Raw genomic sequence first — 17,005 nt, 5'->3', positions numbered from 1 at the left:
CGGACCAGCCGGAGCGACAGGAGCTACCGGGGAAGCCGGACCAACCGGAGCGACGGGAGCCACAGGGGCTACTGGGGACGTCGGACCAGCCGGAGCGACAGGAGCTACCGGGGAAGCCGGACCAACCGGAGCGACAGGAGCCACGGGAGCCACAGGCACAGGAGCAGCTGGGTTATCCGAATACGGGTATATATATAACTTAAGCGCTCAAACGGTAGCTATAGAGGCTGATGTCATTTTTGATTCAACAGGGATAACCACCCCAGGAATTACACATGCCCCTGGAACTTCTCAAATTGCAATTACCACTCCGGGAGACTATGAGGTCACTTTTTCTGTTTCGGGAGTAGAACCTAACCAATTCACACTATTTTTAAATGGGGCGCCGATTACGAATACAGTCTACGGTTCAGGTGCAGGTACTCAGCAAAACAATGGTCAGGCTATAATAGCCATAGCTGCCGGCGATGTTCTAACTCTTCGAAATCATACTTCTGCTGCCGCAGTGACTCTGCAGACTTTGGCAGGAGGGACACAAACTAACGTAAACGCTTCGATTGTAATTAAAAAATTAGATTAACAATCAGCACTGTGTCATGAACAAACAAAAAGTACTCAATTGATCTTACTAGTACTTAATATTTCAGCAGTGCTTTTTTTGATCTGATTTATGTTAATCATACAAACGATCCAAGTTCTTTTGATCTCTGGTATTTATTTTTGTATGGGGAGAATAGAAAAATACTGAATTTCATAACTCACTGATAGACTTTTATCACTAGAGGAAAGAAAAAGAAGTTCGATTTACTTTATTTCCTTCAAGTGATAACTGGGATAGGATGCGTAAAACACTAAAAAACGATATCGTACAAATGAGAAGATATACCTTTTCTTTTAATCGGTTAAACGGGGTTTACCGCATCTAAAGATTGCACTATTGACGAAGAAACGACTACAAACAGCTCAACTAAACGTTTTGGGTATGCCATCACCAAGATAGGATAGTGATGTTAACATTTTAGCACCGATAAAACCAGTTCAAAAATTAGGGTTTGATGAACAGATGAAGTATTCTATTTTCGCAAAGAAATAAGATCATATCAAATTGGCATGCAAGGTGACTGTTTAACTTCTCAGATATACAAAAACCTTCCGTATTGGAAGGCAATCATTAAAATTCAATTTTGATCTTTTGAGCATCACTGATTTTCTTATGGTTATGGTCAAAGACGTCACTTGTTGTGATTTCGATCCACTTGATCTCTTTTTCTTTTTTCTTATTATCAGCATCTTCATCATGAGCATGGCCGCTTGATGCGTTCACAATAAAGCCGAGATTTCCGGACTTTTCGGCTCCGCCTTCCAATTCGCCATTTAACTCTTCAAGATAAATATCTTTGTTCCAATCAAAGGTTTCCCCTGTATTTGTTTTCATCAAGGCAATGGGCGCAACATTTACTTTCTTTGAAGATGTGTTCTTGATGTCAACGAAGACCTTAACGAAATCAAACTCTTCATCATGTGTTAAGACATGAAAATAATCAATCATGCTGTAATCCGGACGCAAATGGATCAGCTTCATTTCTTTTACTGTTAACTCCACGTCGCCAATCTTGTAGGTTTGATTCACTTGCTTGATATCCTTTAAAACAGCTTTTCCCTTGTCATCAGAAAACGTCTGGCCAACCTTCAGCAATGACCGGTCATCGGTTACTTGGGAATTAGGCTGATACTCATCTATACTGTCTTTTTGAGATGATGTGCTTTGCGGTGTGGCTTTCGCTTGCTCTCCGCCCGCACTTTGTTTTTCTGTATTGGCGTTCGATGAGCAGCCCGCAAGCACGATGGCAAAAACAAAAATTGAAAGAATTCTTTTCATGATGATTCCTCCATTAAAAAGAGAACCCGTTACTTCATACAAGCAACGGGACATCTTGTATTCTTTTACTTATCGTTAATCTTAATGTTGTATTGTAAAGCCTTGAAGACATTTTTAGCAATTTGTGTATTGTCGATTTGGCCGGCAAATGTCTCACTAGACGGCCCGTACGCATAGACGGGAACATCTTCACCAGTATGTCCGCCTGTCGTCCATCCAGTGTGAGATCGTTTATTGAAAATCTCCTCGATCGCATTATCGATTTCAAGCACTTCTTTCGATTTTGCGGCTTTTTTAACAGATTGAATTTCAGATTCAGTTAAAGCCAATTTCTTTTGGTCAATATACGTTTTTAATGTTTTTTCAACATCCGCGCCGTCAGCGATTTTTTCTGCCATAAAGTCAGGTGTGCGTTTTGCGGCTTTAATTGGTTCACTGAACCAGTTGTAGATGCCGTCTGCACCGATGGAGTAACCGCCGGTTGAGTGGTCAGCCGTTGCGACAACCAATGTGTGCTTGTCCTTTTTGGCAAAATCAATAGCCGCCTTATAAGCTTGTTCGAAGTCGTCCATTTCACTCATGGCGCCGACGATATCATTGTCATGCCCCGCCCAGTCAATCTGGCTGCCTTCCACCATGAGGAAGAATCCGTCTTTATCCTTGCTTAATTTTTTAATCGCTGTGTTTGTCATATCTTTTAATGAAGGAATATCCTTCGTGCGATCAATCTTTTTAGGCAGGCCGCCGTCAGCGAATAAGCCCAGAACTTGGCTGTCTTTATTCTTCAGCATGTCCTTGCGGTTATCCACATAGCTGTATCCCGCTTTTTTGAATTCCTTGATCAAATTGCGGTCCTTGCGGTCAAAGTTGCTTTTTCCTCCGCCTAGAAGGACATCAATTTTGTGCTTGCCGTTGACCATTTCATCAAAATAATCATCGGCAATCGAGTTCATATTTTTTCGGCTGTGATCGTGTGAACCGAAAGAGGCCGGAGTGGCGTGTGTAATTTCTGAAGTGGCCACAAGTCCTGTTGATTTTCCTTTCTCTTTTGCCGCTTCAAGTACTGTTTTGGCTTCTGAACCATCGTTATCCACTGCAATCGCATTGTTATATGTTTTGATCCCGGCTGACATAGCCGTTGCTGCAGATGCAGAATCTGTTACGTTTTGTTCTGGATCTTCAGGATAAGTCGTTTGCTGTCCGACAAGGTATTGATCAAAAGTTGTAGGCGCTACAAACTTTGTCTTTTTATTATCTTTTAAATAGCGATGAGCAGACGTATAGGACACACCCATACCATCACCAATCAGAACGATAACATTCTTAATTTCGTCTTGATTCCCCTTTTTCTTTTCCTGGGCGCTGGCTTCAGGCACACTGCCGCTGGCTAAGCTGCTGAATGCAATAGATGATAAAACCGCGATAGGCAGTAATTTCTTCGGGAATTTTTTCAACTAGATAACCTCCTAAAAATAGATGAATCTCATTGACAACCCCATTATATTTTTAAACTGTTAAGCTAGTGTTAATCGATTTTAAAGATTGGATTTACAAGAATAAGAGGATGAGAGGGCAACTACGGAAAAGGGAGAGGGTTAACTGAATATGATTTGTGAGTTGAAAACAGTTGATATCCCCAACCCACGATAAAAGAGAAAACTTTTTCATCATCTCAAACAGAAATAGACAAAGCGAAAATCGCGCGGGATTGAGGAGGGGGTCAATGCACAACTTACAATTAAGAAAGAGAGGCTGGCATTTCAGACCAACGGGAGAATGGGTGAACAAGTTAAGCCACTGATCTATACAAATCCCCATTCAAAAACATTAGGCATTAAATGAACATACAGACGACTTAAAGAGGTATCTATACATTTACCGGACAATTTGTAAGCGGAAAGCAGGGACCTCTATAAGAATCCCTGCTTTTAATCAAACAAGGTCTTTTCATTTAGCGTAAGCTGACTTGCGGAATAATGATCACCTTGCTTCCATTTCACTTCAATCGTAATATCATGGCCTTTAAGCTCATGTTCATCTAACCGCTCTAAAAAAGAAATGGATTCCTCTTTTGCGCTTCCATCGAGAGAAGTGCCGCCGGAATAATCTCGTATGGGGATTTCTGTATCAGAGCTCAACAGAATCTCATCATCCTTTTTTACAATCAGTGATTCCACATAAGTGCTGTCTGCTTTATCTGTATCCCCGATCCAATACAGATTGCCGCTGTATTCATTCGGAGCATCTTCATTTTTTGTGAAAACAGCTTTCCAATCCTGATCTTTGCTTTCTCCCTGCCAATTTGGATACTCCATTCCCATATGATGAATCAGTTGATAGGAAAAAAAGATCAAGCAGAAAGCCAATAATAGGGATGCCATGAAAATGAGAGGGTATTTATAATGACTGGACATAAAAAAACTCCTATTCATTTAATCAATCAGCTTTGAAAAAAGAATTTCATCCCGAATCAAAATGCCGTTTTCAGCTTTCTCGAGAATCTCTGGCTTGAGTCGCCTCGCTTTTTCAACTGCATTCGGAAACAATGCGGCGAATTGATAGCCTCTCTTTTGATAAAACGCCATCGCATGTACATTATCATTCGTTGTGATAAGCTTGATTCGTTGACAATGTGAATGTTTAGCTGTCTCTTCAACCTGCTGCAGCAAAGCTGTGCCGATTCCTTTCTTTTCAATGATACTATCTAATGAAATGATCTCACAATCTTTTCCATCTATTACGTATGTAATACAACCGATAATTTCGCCATCCTCATCTAAAGCGGCATAGCCATCTAATTCATCACATCTAAAAAAATGCCGCTGGAAATCACCATCTCGGGTGAACCCCAATGCTTGGCAAAAAAATCGGTCATTACATGTTTTGACAACTCACTGCTTGAGACGATCTTCACCTTAAACCACCTTCCAGAAAATGTATAATATCAATATATACAATAAATAACAATAAGGAAATAGATTGAGGTGACGGTATGGAAATCAACGATGTCATTTACGGCCAGCACCATATAGACGGGGTGCTGGAAGAGCTCATCAAGAGCGCGCCGGTGCAAAGATTAAAAGGAGTCTACCAAGGCGGAGCAAGCTTTTTAGTTAATCGAAAGTGGGATGTGACCCGGTATGAGCACTCTATCGGCGTGATGCTCCTCATCAAAAAGCTGGGAGGTACGATAGAAGAGCAGATTGCAGGCCTGCTCCACGATGTGTCACACACGGCTTTTTCCCATGTAATCGATGTTGTCTTCGAAAATGAAGCGGAAGACTATCATGAAAACATCTTTCAACAAGTCATTATTCACTCTGAGATCCCGGGTATTCTAAAAAAACACGGTTATGATGTCGAAGAGCTTTTATCAGATGATACGAGATGGACATTGCTCGAACAGCCCGCACCAGAGCTGTGTGCCGATCGGACAGACTATACGCTGCGGGACATGTACCGATATGGGCACATTAGCCTGCACGAAGCACAAACCTTTTTGGATCATCTCATTGTGAGAAACGGAAGGATGTTTCCGGATGGAATCGAAGCTGCCGAATGGTTTGTCAGGGTGTATTACGAGGAAGTGATAGATTTCTTTTTGAATCCCGTGAATGTATACGGATATGAGTATTTAGCGCAAACGTTGAAGGCTGCGTTGCGGCATAATGTCATATCCGCAGAAGATCTGCTGAAAACGGATCAAGAAGTACTCGACATCCTGCACGCAGCAAAAAATAAAGAAGTACTGAACTTGCTTCAACATATTCATCCCCGCATCCAAGTAAAAGAAGATAACATCCAGTACGATTTCCATCAAAAGAAGAAAATGCGCCTCATCGACCCATCCATTCTTCATCATGACGAATGGGTCAAAGCCTCAGCTGTATCCGAAAACGTCAGAAAAATGGGAGAGGCCGCTTATCAAAGAGCAAAAAAAGGTGTGTATATAAAAGTGTTACATCACTAATTGCCGCGTAATAGCGGCTTTTTTTATGTTTGACTATGCAAACTAAGGGGAATAGGACAAACTGCGGGAACGTTTTATGAGAATATCAGTGTATTTACATACCGTTCGGGGGTATAGTATTCTCAAAAGAGCATGTTTGCTTGCAGATATGCGGTTTTATTGTCTGCGGGCAAAATAAAAGTAAAAAATCAAGCAAAGGAGAATGAACATGAAAGTCTCTAAAAAAGCACTGGGAATTCTGATGTTATCTCTTATTTTTGTTTTATCAGCTTGTGGCAATAACAGTAGTACGAAAGAAAACAATCATGAAAATCATTCAGGTTCGTCATCACATGAAGAAATGGAGCATTCCGGATCAGCTGACGTACCAGAGGGATTACAGGAATCTAAACATCCAAAATATAAAGTAGGCAGCCAAGTGGTCATCAATGCATCTCATATGAAAGGCATGAAAGGTGCCGAAGCTACAGTGACAGGAGCCTATGACACAACGGCGTATGTTGTCTCTTACACTCCGACAAACGGAGGGCAGCGCGTAGATCATCACAAATGGGTGATCCAAGAAGAAATCAAAGATGCGGGAGATAAAACATTAAATCCCGGAGGTCAGGTGATCTTAGAGGCTTCTCATATGAAAGGCATGAAGGGCGCAACAGCCGAGATCGACTCCGCCGAAAAAACAACCGTATACATGGTTGACTATACATCGACAACGAGCGGTGAAAAAGTGAAAAACCACAAATGGGTGACCGAAGACGAGCTTTCAGCTAAATAATAAAAAATCCTCCTTTTACAAGGAGGATTTCAGCGTGTCGACAAACCCTCGCATTCGTTGTCAGTCCTGCGCGTTGGTGCTCACGAATTTCTACATTCGCTGCGCTCCAATGCTCGTCCTTCCTAGACTACAAGGGTTTTCAATCACGCTGAAAGATGAAAAAATCCTCCTTTACAAGGAGGATTTTTTTACTGTCTGAACAGGTCTTGTTAAAGAAATGAAGGCAAACAGGACAGCGATAATGACAATCGATCCGCCGCACCATGCCGTTGAGACAACAGTACCCGTCTGATCCAAAACAACACCGCCAATGGCTGAGCCAAGAGCAATTCCGACTTGGAGGGCAGATGTATTGAAGCTTTGCTGAATGTCAGACGAATCTGGTGCAATTTCAATTAAATAGCTTTGCTGAGCCGGGGCAAGGCTCCAGCTCAGAAGACCCCAAATCACCATGACAGGCAAAAAGAAAATCATAGACGATGTAGCTAGCGGCAGTAAGAACATAATGATGGCAAAGGAACCGGTCACCAGCAAAATGCTCTTAAAGGAACCAAGCCGGTCAGATAGTGCTCCTCCGAAAGGGCCTCCGCATACAGCAGAGATCCCGAAAAGGAAATAACAAATGCTGACCCAGAAAGAGCTCAGATGAAGAGTCTCTTCTAAAAACGGCGCAAAGTAAGCGTATAGCGTGTAATGGCCAGCTAATGTAAACATCGTGACGAGGTGTGAACTCGCGATTTTCAGATTGCCAATCGTCTTGAGTTGTTCCCGGAAAGGAATCATTTTCTCCGCCGGTATTCTTTCAAAGAAGATTGAAATAATCAGCATGGAGACCAGCGCCAACAGGCCGATGCCAAGGAACAAAATGCGCCATCCGAAAGAGTCGCTGATTAAGATTCCGAGCGGCACGCCTAAAGCAATAGCGGAGCTGAATCCCATAAAAATAATTCCGATTGCGCGGGCTCTGTATTCAGGCGCTACAATTTTCGGGGCAATTGTTAAAGAGAGCACAACAATCAGCCCTGTACTCATTGCTGCCAATACCCGAGATACCATCAATGTTGCAAAATTAGGGCTGAAATAGGCCACAAGATTGCTGAGGAAGAAAACAAATAAGGCAATTAAATATAAACGCTTCCGTTCAATTTTCGCAGTCAATGCCAAAAGCAGAGGCCCTGACACTGCATATCCCAGCGCAAACACACTGATCAGCTGCCCGGCTGAGACAATGGAAATGTCTAAATCATTTGCGATCTGAGGAAGAATCCCTCCCACAATTAACTCAACCAATCCGACTGCAATCGTAGAAGCTGCAAGCAGGAAAACTTTAAAATTCATAACAAACTCCTTTACTGAAATGTTTTGATAAATAAAAAAATCCTGATTACAAAAAATGTCATAAACAATTTTTGTAATCAGGATTTTACGGTTCCTGGTAGACACCCTCAAACCATATTATTGAGGTTATACAAGTGATAATAGCTATTTAATTGATTCGTTTCTGTGGATGAGTGTATCACATTATGAATGAATCTTCCATAGAAAAATTTACAAATCAATGAACGGGACAAATTTATGATTATATTTATTTTTATAAAAGTATAGACATTTAAAATTAAATGACTATAATAACAATTGTAAGCGTTTTAATCACAAGGGGGGATAGCAGTTGAAAAAAATATTACTTGCGTGCAGCTCAGGAATGTCAACCAGTCTATTGGTGACAAAAATGAAGGAATACGCACAATCCATCGGAGAGGAAGCGGAGATTTGGGCAGTCGGCCAAGATAAGGCGAAAGAAGATATGAGAAATGCGGATGCTGTTTTGATCGGCCCGCAAATGAGCTTTCTGAAAAGCGAACTCCAAAAAGAGGCGGATCAATACAACATTCAGGTTGAAGTCATTGACATGATGGCCTACGGAATGGCAGATGGCAAAAAAGCGTATGAGCAGGCATTATCATTAATGGAGAATCACTAATGGAACAGATGAAAATCACGGATTTAACAGACGAACAAATCAGTTTTCAGCTTATCCTGCATAGCGGCAATGCCCGCAGCTCCATCATACAATCACTGCGCGCCTATAAGGAAGGGAACAAGGAGGAGGCGGCTGCTCTAATTGCTAAGGCTGAGCATGATTTATCCGCAGCCCATGATATTCACTTTCAAATGATACAGAAAGAATCCAGCGGGGAAGAGACGGCTTTCTCATTGCTGCTCATGCATGCGGAGGATCACCTGATGTCAACATTAACCATGAAAGAATTAGTGAAAGAGCTGCTTGATCTCTTTAAAACAAAGAATCTATAAAAAATCGGGGTGGATAAGGGTGTTCGAGAAAATCAGCCAATTCCTTGTTCCAATTGCAGGGAGGTTAAACAATAACCGCTATTTGCAAGTGTTGCGTGATGCATTCATGCTGGCTTTCCCGCTTACGATATTCGGGTCCATTTTTGTGGTGTTAACGAACCTGCCGTTCTTAAACAAAATCATGAATGCCTCAATGCTGACATCGTTTCAGTCTCAATTCGGCATTGCCTCCACTGCGACTATGGGCATTATGTCTGTCTTTGTCGTATTCGGAATAGGCTATTACCTGTCAAAAAGCTATCAGGTTGAAGCTGTATTTGGCGGCGCGATCGCTTTGGTTTCCTTTTTGCTCTTAACGCCATTTATCGTTCAGCCGGAAACGGGAGATGCCATTACAGGGGTTATCCCGGTCGACCGACTCGGTGCAAAAGGGATGTTTCTTGGCATGATTACGGCATTTCTTTCTGGTGAAATCTACAGAAGAATTGTTCAAAAAAACCTGACAATCAAAATGCCTGCCGGTGTTCCGCCTGCTGTAGCAAAATCATTTGCCGCACTTATTCCGGCTTTTATCACATTGACAGTGTTTTTGCTGATTAACGTTCTGGTGACACAGCTTTTTAAAACAAATATGCACGACGTTATTTATCATGCGATTCAGGCGCCGCTTGTCGGACTTGGAAGCGGTATCATTCCGACGCTGATTGCCGTGTTTTTCATTCAAATCCTTTGGTTCTTCGGTCTGCACGGACAGATTATTATCAACTCCGTGATGGACCCGATTTGGAATACACTGCAGGTAGAAAACCTTTCTGCTTATACAGCGGGAAAAGAAATCCCTCATATTATTTCAAAACCGTTTATGGAGATTTATACAGTAGGGATGGGCGGAACGGGGATGACGCTTGCGATTGTGTTGACCATTCTCATATTCATGAAAAGCAGGCAGATGAAGCAAGTATCGAAACTCGGCCTCGCCCCTGGTATTTTTAACGTAAACGAACCGATTATCTTCGGGCTTCCGATTGTCATGAACCCGATCATTATTGTGCCTTGGGTTTTGGCGCCGATGGTTGTTACGCTCGTCACCTATCTGGCCATGTCAGCGGGGCTCGTTCCGCCTCCGACTGGTGTGACGGTGCCGTGGACGGTTCCATTATTCATTAATGGGATCATGGCAACGAACTCGATCATGGGGGGCGTGATGCAGCTTGTCAATCTGCTGATTGTCTTCGTGATATGGTTTCCGTTCCTGAAAGCAATGGATAAATTAAATCTGGCAAAAGAAAAAGAACAGGCTGTGCAAGAATCAGCTGCTCAGCAAAATGATAACAATATCAAAATGTGACATAAGGGGAGAGAGACTTGGCACAAACAGAACAATATCGTTTTCCGAAAGAGTTTTGGTGGGGATCATCCGCCTCAGCAACACAAACGGAGGGTGCCGCCGATAGAGACGGAAAAGGGCAGAATATATGGGATTATTGGTTTGAAAAAGAACCGCATCGTTTTTTTGATCATGTCGGTCCCGCAGATACATCTCAATTTTACGACAACTATAAAGAAGATATCAGGCTGATGAAGGAGCTTGGCCACAACTCGTTCCGGATGTCGATTTCCTGGTCGCGTTTAATACCGGACGGAATAGGCGAGATCAATGCCAAAGCCGCGGATTTTTATAGTAGTGTCATTGATGAGTTGATCGCGAACGGAATAGAACCTTTTGTCAATTTGTTTCATTTTGATATGCCGATGGAACTTCAAAAAAACGGCGGCTGGGTAAACAGGGAAACGGTTGACGCTTATGAAAACTATGCGAAAACAAGCTTCCGTTTGTTTGGTGATCGGGTGAAAAAATGGTTTACGCATAATGAACCGATCGTCCCCGTAGAAGGCGGATACTTATATGATTTTCATTATCCAAACAAGGTCGATTTTAAAGAGGCCGTCCAGGTCGGATTTCACACAATGCTATCAAGTGCCCGAGCCATTCAGGCTTACAGGGAGATGAAGCATGACGGAAAAATCGGCATCATCTTAAATTTGACCCCTTCATACCCAAGAAGCAGTCATCCGGCGGATGTAAAAGCGGGGGAAATAGCAGACGCGTTTTTTAACAGATCCTTTTTAGACCCTTCTGTTAAAGGGGAATTCCCAAAAGAGCTGGTTGAGATTTTGAAGAGCGAAGGCTTTGTGCCCGACTATCAGAAAGAAGATCTTGATGTCATCAAACACAATACGGTTGATCTGTTGGGTGTGAATTATTATCAGCCGAGACGTGTAAAAGCAAAAGAACATCTTCCGAATCCCGACGCTCCTTTTTTGCCGGACAGGTATTTTGATCCTTACGTCATGCCGGGCCGCAAAATGAATCCTCATCGCGGCTGGGAGATTTACGAAAAAGGCGTTTATGATATTTTGATCAATTTAAAAGAAAACTACGGGAACATCGAGTGCTTTATTTCTGAAAACGGGATGGGAGTTGAAGGCGAGGAACGCTTCAGGGATGAACAAGGCATTATTCAAGATGATTACCGGATTGAATTTATTAAAGAGCACCTCAAATGGGTTCACCGTGCCATACAGGAAGGATCTAACGTAAAAGGGTATCACTTATGGACGTTCATGGACAACTGGTCTTGGACAAATGCCTATAAAAACCGATACGGGTTTGTATCAGTCAATCTCGAGAAAGACGGAGAAAGGACCGTCAAAAAGAGCGGAAAATGGTTCAAAAAGGTTGCTGAGCAACACGGTTTCTAGATTTCCCCAAAGATCCAGATCTTCCGGCAATCGTCATGACGAATAGTGATCAAGAACAGCCGCAACATTGATGAAATAGAGAAAAGAACTTATGATATCCGTAAAAGCTTATGTGATATCAGACTCTAACAGCTGCCGGAGGATACCAATGAATAAATACGAAATCATTGCAAATGAAATGAGAGATAGAATCAAAAATAACGTATATCCGATCGATCAGCCCATTCCTGATGAAGTATCTCTTGCAAAAGAATTTAACTCAAGCCGCATGACGATGAAGAGAGCCTTGGATAATTTAGTTGCCGAGGGTCTGTTGTTTAGAAAACGAGGCCATGGCACGTTTATTATTCAATCGGCAATACAGGATGACCATGTCCATGTAGTCAGCAATGAGATTCTGGGATTGACCAACTTGCTGAAGGATAAAAAAATCAAAAGTACGGTCATTCAGTTTGAAGTGCAATTTCCCACTGAGGAAGTGGCCGCTCATTTGTCTATTGATCAGAAAACACCAGTTTATTATGTCGTACGGCTGCGGATTGTAGAAGGTGAACCCTATGTATTGGAAAAAACATATATGCCGACTCATTTAATACCGGGCATTAATGATGATGTCCTTCATGATTCGATCTACAATCATATTACAAACGTGCTGCAGCTAAAAATCGCCGGAACGCATCGGAAAATCAGAGCCTGCAAATCTGATCATATTGACCAGCAGCATCTGGGCTGCAAACAGGATGACCCGATTCTTGAAGTTGAACATGTCGGCTTCTTAGACAACGGCATTCCATTTGAGTATTCCTTTTCACGTCATCGGCATGACAAGTTTGTTGTTACTTCTGTAAACATACGGCGCTGATTGCGGAGACAACAAGGAGGCCATCTGCATGCTTGGCGGTATTGAAGCAGGCGGCACAAAGTTTGTTTGTGCTGTCGGTAAAGAAGATGGAACGATCATTGACCGGATAGAGTTCCCCACAACGATGCCGGATGAAACGATAGAGAAAGTGATTCGATATTTTCGCCAATTTTCATTACAAGCAATCGGCATCGGCTCCTTTGGTCCCGTTAATAACGATAAAACCAGTAAAACATACGGAACCATTACGGCCACGCCGAAAGCGGGCTGGAGACACTATCCCTTTTTGCAAACCGTTAAGAATGAAATGAAAATCCCAGTCGGTTTTAGTACGGATGTCAATGCTGCGGCGCTGGGTGAATTTCTTTTCGGTGAAGCGAGGAATCTCGACAGCTGCCTGTATATAACGATTGGCACTGGCATTGGTGCAGGCGCAATTGTAGAGGGCCGGCTCCTTCAGGGGCTGTCACACCCAGAAATGGGCCATATTTATATTCGAAGGCACCCGGATGATGTATACCAAGGGAAGTGCCCGTATCATAAGGACTGCTTTGAAGGCTTGGCTTCCGGTCCCGCTATAGAAGCGCGCTGGGGAAAAAAAGCTGCTGATTTATCAGATATGAATCAAGTCTGGGAACTGGAAGGGTACTATATTGCCCAAGCGCTGGCTCAGTATATTTTGATCCTTGCACCCAAAAAAATTATCCTTGGCGGCGGCGTCATGCAACAGAAACAAGTGTTTTCTTATATTTATCAGTATGTACCGAAAATCATGAACAACTACTTAGATTTTTCTGAATTATCAGTTAATATAGGTGATTATATTGTACCTCCGCGTTTAGGCAGTAACGCCGGAATCATCGGCACGCTTGTGTTAGCGCATCAAGCCTTACAAGCAGAATCAGCATCCGGGGAGGTGCGGTCATGAAGTACCCTTTATTTTTGGATCCTGTCTTTAAAGAAAGAATATGGGGGGGAACAAAGCTTCGAGATGCCTTCGGTTACGCGCTACCCTCAGAAAGAACAGGTGAGTGCTGGGCCGTTTCTGCACATGCCCATGGCTCGTCGGCTGTTAAAAACGGCCCGCTGGCAGGAAAGACACTTGATCAAGTATGGCAGGATCACCCGGAAGTTTTCGGTTTTCCGGATGGAAAGGTGTTTCCGCTGCTGGTAAAGCTGCTGGACGCCAATATGGATCTCTCCGTGCAGGTACATCCTGATGATGATTATGCGACACTGCACGAAAACGGCGATCTCGGAAAAACGGAGTGCTGGTATATTATTGATTGCAAAGATGACGCCGAACTGATTTTGGGACATCACGCAAGCACAAAGGAAGATTTTAAACGCCTAATGGAAAGCGGCGATTGGAACGGGCTGCTGAGGCGAATCAAAATCAAACCCGGAGATTTCTTTTATGTGCCAAGCGGTACGCTCCATGCCTTATGTGAGGGCACCCTTGTCCTTGAAATTCAGCAAAACTCTGATACAACGTATCGCGTATACGATTATGACCGTTGTAATGACCAGGGCCAAAAAAGGACTCTTCATATAGAAAAAGCCATGGAAGTCATAACAATACCGCATATCGATAAAGTGTATGCACCGGAAGTGAAAAAAGTTGATAACGCGGTGATCACTGCTTATGTACAATCGGATTATTTCTCAGTGTACAAATGGAAGATTAGCGGGCGAGCTGTTTTTCCTTCTCATCAAACCTATTTGCTGGGGAGCGTTCTGAGCGGATCAGGACGAATCGTAAATCATGGTATTCAGTATGAGTGCAATGCAGGCTCACACTTTATTTTGCCTGCGCATTTTGGCGAGTTTTCAATAGAAGGAACATGTGAGTTGATGATATCTCATCCTTAATGAATGGGGGAATGACATTTGTTTAAGAAACATACGATCTCTTTGCTCATTTTCTTTTTACTTGCGTCTTGTATTTTAGCAAAACCAATTGAAGCGCACACTGTGTCGCCTGTAAATCCTAATGCACAGCAGACAACCAAAACAGTGATGAATTGGCTTGCTCACTTGCCGAATCGAACGGAAAACAAAGTCCTTTCCGGAGCGTTCGGAGGGTACAGTCATGATACATTTTCTATGGCTGAGGATGATAGAATCCGAAGCGCTGCTGGACAATCACCTGCTATTTACGGCTGTGATTATGCAAGAGGATGGCTTGAAACAGCAAATATTGAAGATTCGATTGATGTAAGCTGCAACAGCGATTTACTTTCGTATTGGAAAAGCGGAGGAATCCCGCAAATTAGTTTGCACCTGGCGAATCCGGCTTTTCAGTCAGGGCATTTTAAAACACCGATCACAAACGATCAGTATAAAAACATATTAGATTCAGCAACAGCGGAAGGGAAGCGGCTGAATGCCATGCTCAGCAAAATTGCTGACGGACTTCAAGAATTGGAGAACCAAGGTGTGCCTGTTCTGTTCAGGCCGCTGCATGAAATGAACGGTGAATGGTTTTGGTGGGGACTTACATCATATAACCAAAAGGATAATGAAAGAATCTCTCTATATAAACAGCTCTACAAGAAAATCTATCATTATATGACCGACTCAAGAGGACTTGATCATTTGCTTTGGATTTACTCTCCCGACGCCAACCGAGATTTTAAAACCGATTTTTACCCAGGGGCGTCTTACGTGGATATTGTCGGATTAGATGCATATTTTCAAGATGCCTATTCGATTAACGGCTACGATCAGCTAATAGCGCTTAACAAACCATTTGCCTTTACAGAAGTCGGCCCGCAAAATGCAAACGGCAGCTTTGATTACAGCCTATTGATCAATGCAATAAAACAAAAATATCCTAACACCATTTACTTTCTGGCTTGGAATGATGAGTGGAGCCCAGCTGCAAACAATGGTGCTTCAGGTTTATATAACGACAGTTGGACACTCAATAAGGGAGAGATATGGAATGGTGATTCTTTAACGCCTATCGTTGAATGAATCCGAAGCAGAAGGTGCTCAAGACATTTCTTGAGCACCTTCATACATGCATTAGGTATTCATATCGCCTAACCCAGGACTGTGTTCATTCGGCATTTCCGGAAGCACTGGTACAGGGAACCCTGCCGGAGGCTCTATTACTTGTAACTCTCCGCCATTTCTGCTCGGAGATGTTCCTTGAAAGATTTCGCCGATTCTTGTTTCATCCAATCTGAAATTAAACTGTGCATTGTGGTAGCCTAATTCAACATATTTTCTGCACTCAGGATATTTATTAATGTCGTAATTCGGCACAGGTAAGAGCTTCGCCCACTCAACACCCAATGTCTCGAGCGCTTTCGCAAACGCATTCTGGTGAGCATTGTCACGTACAATCAGAAAAGCAAGAGTCTCTCGAAACGTCTGATTAGAACTCATTTCATAAATCCTTGTTTTCTGCAGCACGCCTGTTGACTCAAGAAGCAAGTTATCCAACAGGTCGGTAATTAAGTTTCCATGGTTATATACCCATGACCCATTCCACGGATTGCCCCCTGCATCAACAGGAAGGGAACTTTGCGCCCCAATAATATAATGATGAGGATTAGCATGTTTAATAGCTTCATCAAGTGGTGACTGATCTGCACCTTGACTGCCGACACCTGCACCTCCAGATTCATCTAATAAAGCATTAATTGTGTTTTGAACCAGTTCAACGTGGGCGATCTCCTCTAAAAAAATGCCACGGAGCAGATCACGGTACTGTTTCTGTTTTCCTCTGAAATTGGAGCTTTGGAAAAAAAACTGCATCATCGTACGCATTTCTCCGTAATGACCGCCTAATATTTCTTGCAGGACCTTAGCAGCTGCCGGGTCTGGCTTGTCTGGCTTAATGATATTTATCAGCTCTTCTTTGTAGTAATACATAACACACCTCGTTTTTTTCTAGTGATTGATTTCTTATATACTTTGTAAAAGGAGATAAAATATACGCATCACTAAGCACGCAAAAGAATCCGATAAAAAAATATAGAAAAAGTGTTGACCGCAGAAATTGCACATGGTATATTATTAAACGTCGCTGATGAACAGCACGAACAAAACGAAAACAAAAAAGTTTTCTCAAGGTGTTTACAAGTTTTTAAAAATGTGTATAATAAGAAAAGTCGAGTTGAAAAAGATTCGATCTTCGAAAAACATTTTAAAAACTACTTGACTTCAACATCGAATGATAGTATGATAGTTAAGTCGCTTGATAAGCGCCCGTAGCTCAATTGGATAGAGCGTTTGACTACGGATCAAAAGGTTAGGGGTTCGACTCCTCTCGGGCGCGCCATTATAAAATACCACGCGGGTGTAGTTTAGTGGTAAAACCTCAGCCTTCCAAGCTGATGTCGTGAGTTCGATTCTCATCACCCGCTCCATTATTGAATGATCTTTGAAAACTAAACAAGACAAAACGTACCTGTTAATTCATTTTTATAA

At 42.6% G+C, this 17,005-nt stretch carries 15 protein-coding genes, 2 tRNA genes, 2 pseudogenes and 1 riboswitch; of the genes and pseudogenes, 13 read left to right on the top strand and 6 right to left on the bottom strand.

What is annotated here, in order from left to right; genetic code table 11:
• Positions 1 to 580: pseudogene (locus Q5C82_RS20285) on the top strand (collagen-like protein); the annotation flags it as partial.
• Positions 581 to 1,171: 591 nt separating this feature from the next.
• Here Q5C82_RS20285 and Q5C82_RS20280 read toward each other — a convergent pair.
• The 4 genes and pseudogenes from Q5C82_RS20280 to Q5C82_RS20265 form a co-directional block, all read right to left on the bottom strand.
• Positions 1,172 to 1,879, bottom strand: coding sequence for a membrane lipoprotein lipid attachment site-containing protein (locus Q5C82_RS20280; RefSeq protein ID WP_003226629.1), 708 nt, complete (start codon positions 1,877 to 1,879; stop codon positions 1,172 to 1,174).
• A 65-nt stretch (positions 1,880 to 1,944) separates the two neighbouring features.
• Positions 1,945 to 3,333 (bottom strand): alkaline phosphatase PhoB, encoded by a 1,389-nt coding sequence (gene phoB / locus Q5C82_RS20275; RefSeq protein WP_003226626.1) that lies wholly within the window; start codon positions 3,331 to 3,333, stop codon positions 1,945 to 1,947.
• Positions 3,334 to 3,807: 474 nt separating this feature from the next.
• Positions 3,808 to 4,293, bottom strand: a complete 486-nt coding sequence (locus tag Q5C82_RS20270; protein WP_003226624.1) for a DUF4944 domain-containing protein — start codon at positions 4,291 to 4,293, stop codon at positions 3,808 to 3,810.
• A gap of 18 nt (positions 4,294 to 4,311) precedes the next feature.
• Positions 4,312 to 4,754 (bottom strand): annotated as a pseudogene (locus Q5C82_RS20265) (GNAT family N-acetyltransferase).
• A 117-nt stretch (positions 4,755 to 4,871) separates the two neighbouring features.
• Here Q5C82_RS20265 and Q5C82_RS20260 point away from each other — a divergent pair.
• The gene (locus Q5C82_RS20260; RefSeq protein WP_003226619.1) at positions 4,872 to 5,849 is read left to right on the top strand and encodes an HD domain-containing protein; all 978 of its coding nucleotides are present in this window, start codon (positions 4,872 to 4,874) and stop codon (positions 5,847 to 5,849) included.
• Positions 5,850 to 6,057: 208 nt separating this feature from the next.
• A complete protein-coding gene (locus Q5C82_RS20255; protein ID WP_003226617.1) occupies positions 6,058 to 6,624 on the top strand; it encodes a YdhK family protein in 567 nt (188 codons plus the stop codon).
• A 171-nt stretch (positions 6,625 to 6,795) separates the two neighbouring features.
• Here Q5C82_RS20255 and pbuE read toward each other — a convergent pair whose 3' ends face one another.
• Positions 6,796 to 7,962, bottom strand: coding sequence for a purine transporter PbuE (pbuE, locus tag Q5C82_RS20250; protein WP_003226615.1), 1,167 nt, complete (start codon positions 7,960 to 7,962; stop codon positions 6,796 to 6,798).
• A gap of 54 nt (positions 7,963 to 8,016) precedes the next feature.
• A riboswitch (purine riboswitch) is annotated at positions 8,017 to 8,116 on the bottom strand.
• A gap of 177 nt (positions 8,117 to 8,293) precedes the next feature.
• On the opposite strand from pbuE, the gene Q5C82_RS20245 reads away from it, so the two are divergent.
• From Q5C82_RS20245 to Q5C82_RS20210, 8 genes are all read left to right on the top strand, one after another.
• The gene (locus tag Q5C82_RS20245; protein ID WP_003226613.1) at positions 8,294 to 8,605 is read left to right on the top strand and encodes a PTS sugar transporter subunit IIB; all 312 of its coding nucleotides are present in this window, start codon (positions 8,294 to 8,296) and stop codon (positions 8,603 to 8,605) included.
• Entirely contained in the window at positions 8,605 to 8,937 is a 333-nt protein-coding gene (locus tag Q5C82_RS20240) for a PTS lactose/cellobiose transporter subunit IIA (protein ID WP_003226611.1), read from the top strand. The genes Q5C82_RS20245 and Q5C82_RS20240 overlap by 1 nt, the downstream gene beginning before the upstream one ends.
• Positions 8,938 to 8,956: 19 nt before the next feature.
• On the top strand, positions 8,957 to 10,285 hold the full coding sequence (gene celB / locus Q5C82_RS20235; protein WP_003226609.1) for a PTS cellobiose transporter subunit IIC: 1,329 nt from the start codon (positions 8,957 to 8,959) through the stop codon (positions 10,283 to 10,285).
• Between the two features lie 17 nt (positions 10,286 to 10,302).
• On the top strand, positions 10,303 to 11,700 hold the full coding sequence (gmuD, locus tag Q5C82_RS20230) for a 6-phospho-beta-glucosidase GmuD (protein WP_003226607.1): 1,398 nt from the start codon (positions 10,303 to 10,305) through the stop codon (positions 11,698 to 11,700).
• Positions 11,701 to 11,848: 148 nt separating this feature from the next.
• Positions 11,849 to 12,562 (top strand): transcriptional regulator GmuR, encoded by a 714-nt coding sequence (gene gmuR, locus Q5C82_RS20225; protein WP_003226604.1) that lies wholly within the window; start codon positions 11,849 to 11,851, stop codon positions 12,560 to 12,562.
• 28 nt (positions 12,563 to 12,590) lie between these two features.
• Positions 12,591 to 13,490 carry a fructokinase GmuE gene (gene gmuE / locus Q5C82_RS20220; protein WP_003226601.1) on the top strand — a complete coding sequence of 300 codons (900 nt, stop codon included), beginning with the start codon at positions 12,591 to 12,593 and terminating at the stop codon, positions 13,488 to 13,490.
• Positions 13,487 to 14,434 (top strand): mannose-6-phosphate isomerase, class I, encoded by a 948-nt coding sequence (manA, locus tag Q5C82_RS20215; RefSeq protein ID WP_003226598.1) that lies wholly within the window; start codon positions 13,487 to 13,489, stop codon positions 14,432 to 14,434. Before gmuE ends, manA begins: the two co-directional genes overlap by 4 nt.
• Positions 14,435 to 14,452: 18 nt before the next feature.
• Positions 14,453 to 15,541 carry a glycoside hydrolase family 26 protein gene (locus Q5C82_RS20210; protein WP_003226596.1) on the top strand — a complete coding sequence of 363 codons (1,089 nt, stop codon included), beginning with the start codon at positions 14,453 to 14,455 and terminating at the stop codon, positions 15,539 to 15,541.
• Between the two features lie 51 nt (positions 15,542 to 15,592).
• Here the strand turns inward: Q5C82_RS20210 and Q5C82_RS20205 are convergent, their stop codons facing one another.
• Positions 15,593 to 16,447 (bottom strand): manganese catalase family protein, encoded by an 855-nt coding sequence (locus Q5C82_RS20205; protein ID WP_003226595.1) that lies wholly within the window; start codon positions 16,445 to 16,447, stop codon positions 15,593 to 15,595.
• A gap of 332 nt (positions 16,448 to 16,779) precedes the next feature.
• Here Q5C82_RS20205 and Q5C82_RS20200 point away from each other — a divergent pair.
• Both Q5C82_RS20200 and Q5C82_RS20195 read left to right on the top strand, forming a co-directional pair.
• Positions 16,780 to 16,856 (top strand) — tRNA-Arg (locus Q5C82_RS20200).
• A gap of 14 nt (positions 16,857 to 16,870) precedes the next feature.
• Positions 16,871 to 16,944: transfer RNA gene (locus tag Q5C82_RS20195), tRNA-Gly, on the top strand.
• Positions 16,945 to 17,005: the final 61 nt, after the last annotated feature.

The sequence above is a fragment of the uncultured Bacillus sp. genome (genome assembly GCF_958411575.1).
GTDB classification, from domain to species: domain Bacteria; phylum Bacillota; class Bacilli; order Bacillales; family Bacillaceae; genus Bacillus; species Bacillus spizizenii.
Note: the sequence above shows the minus strand (reverse complement) of the source record. Positions and strands in the feature narration are given on the sequence as shown.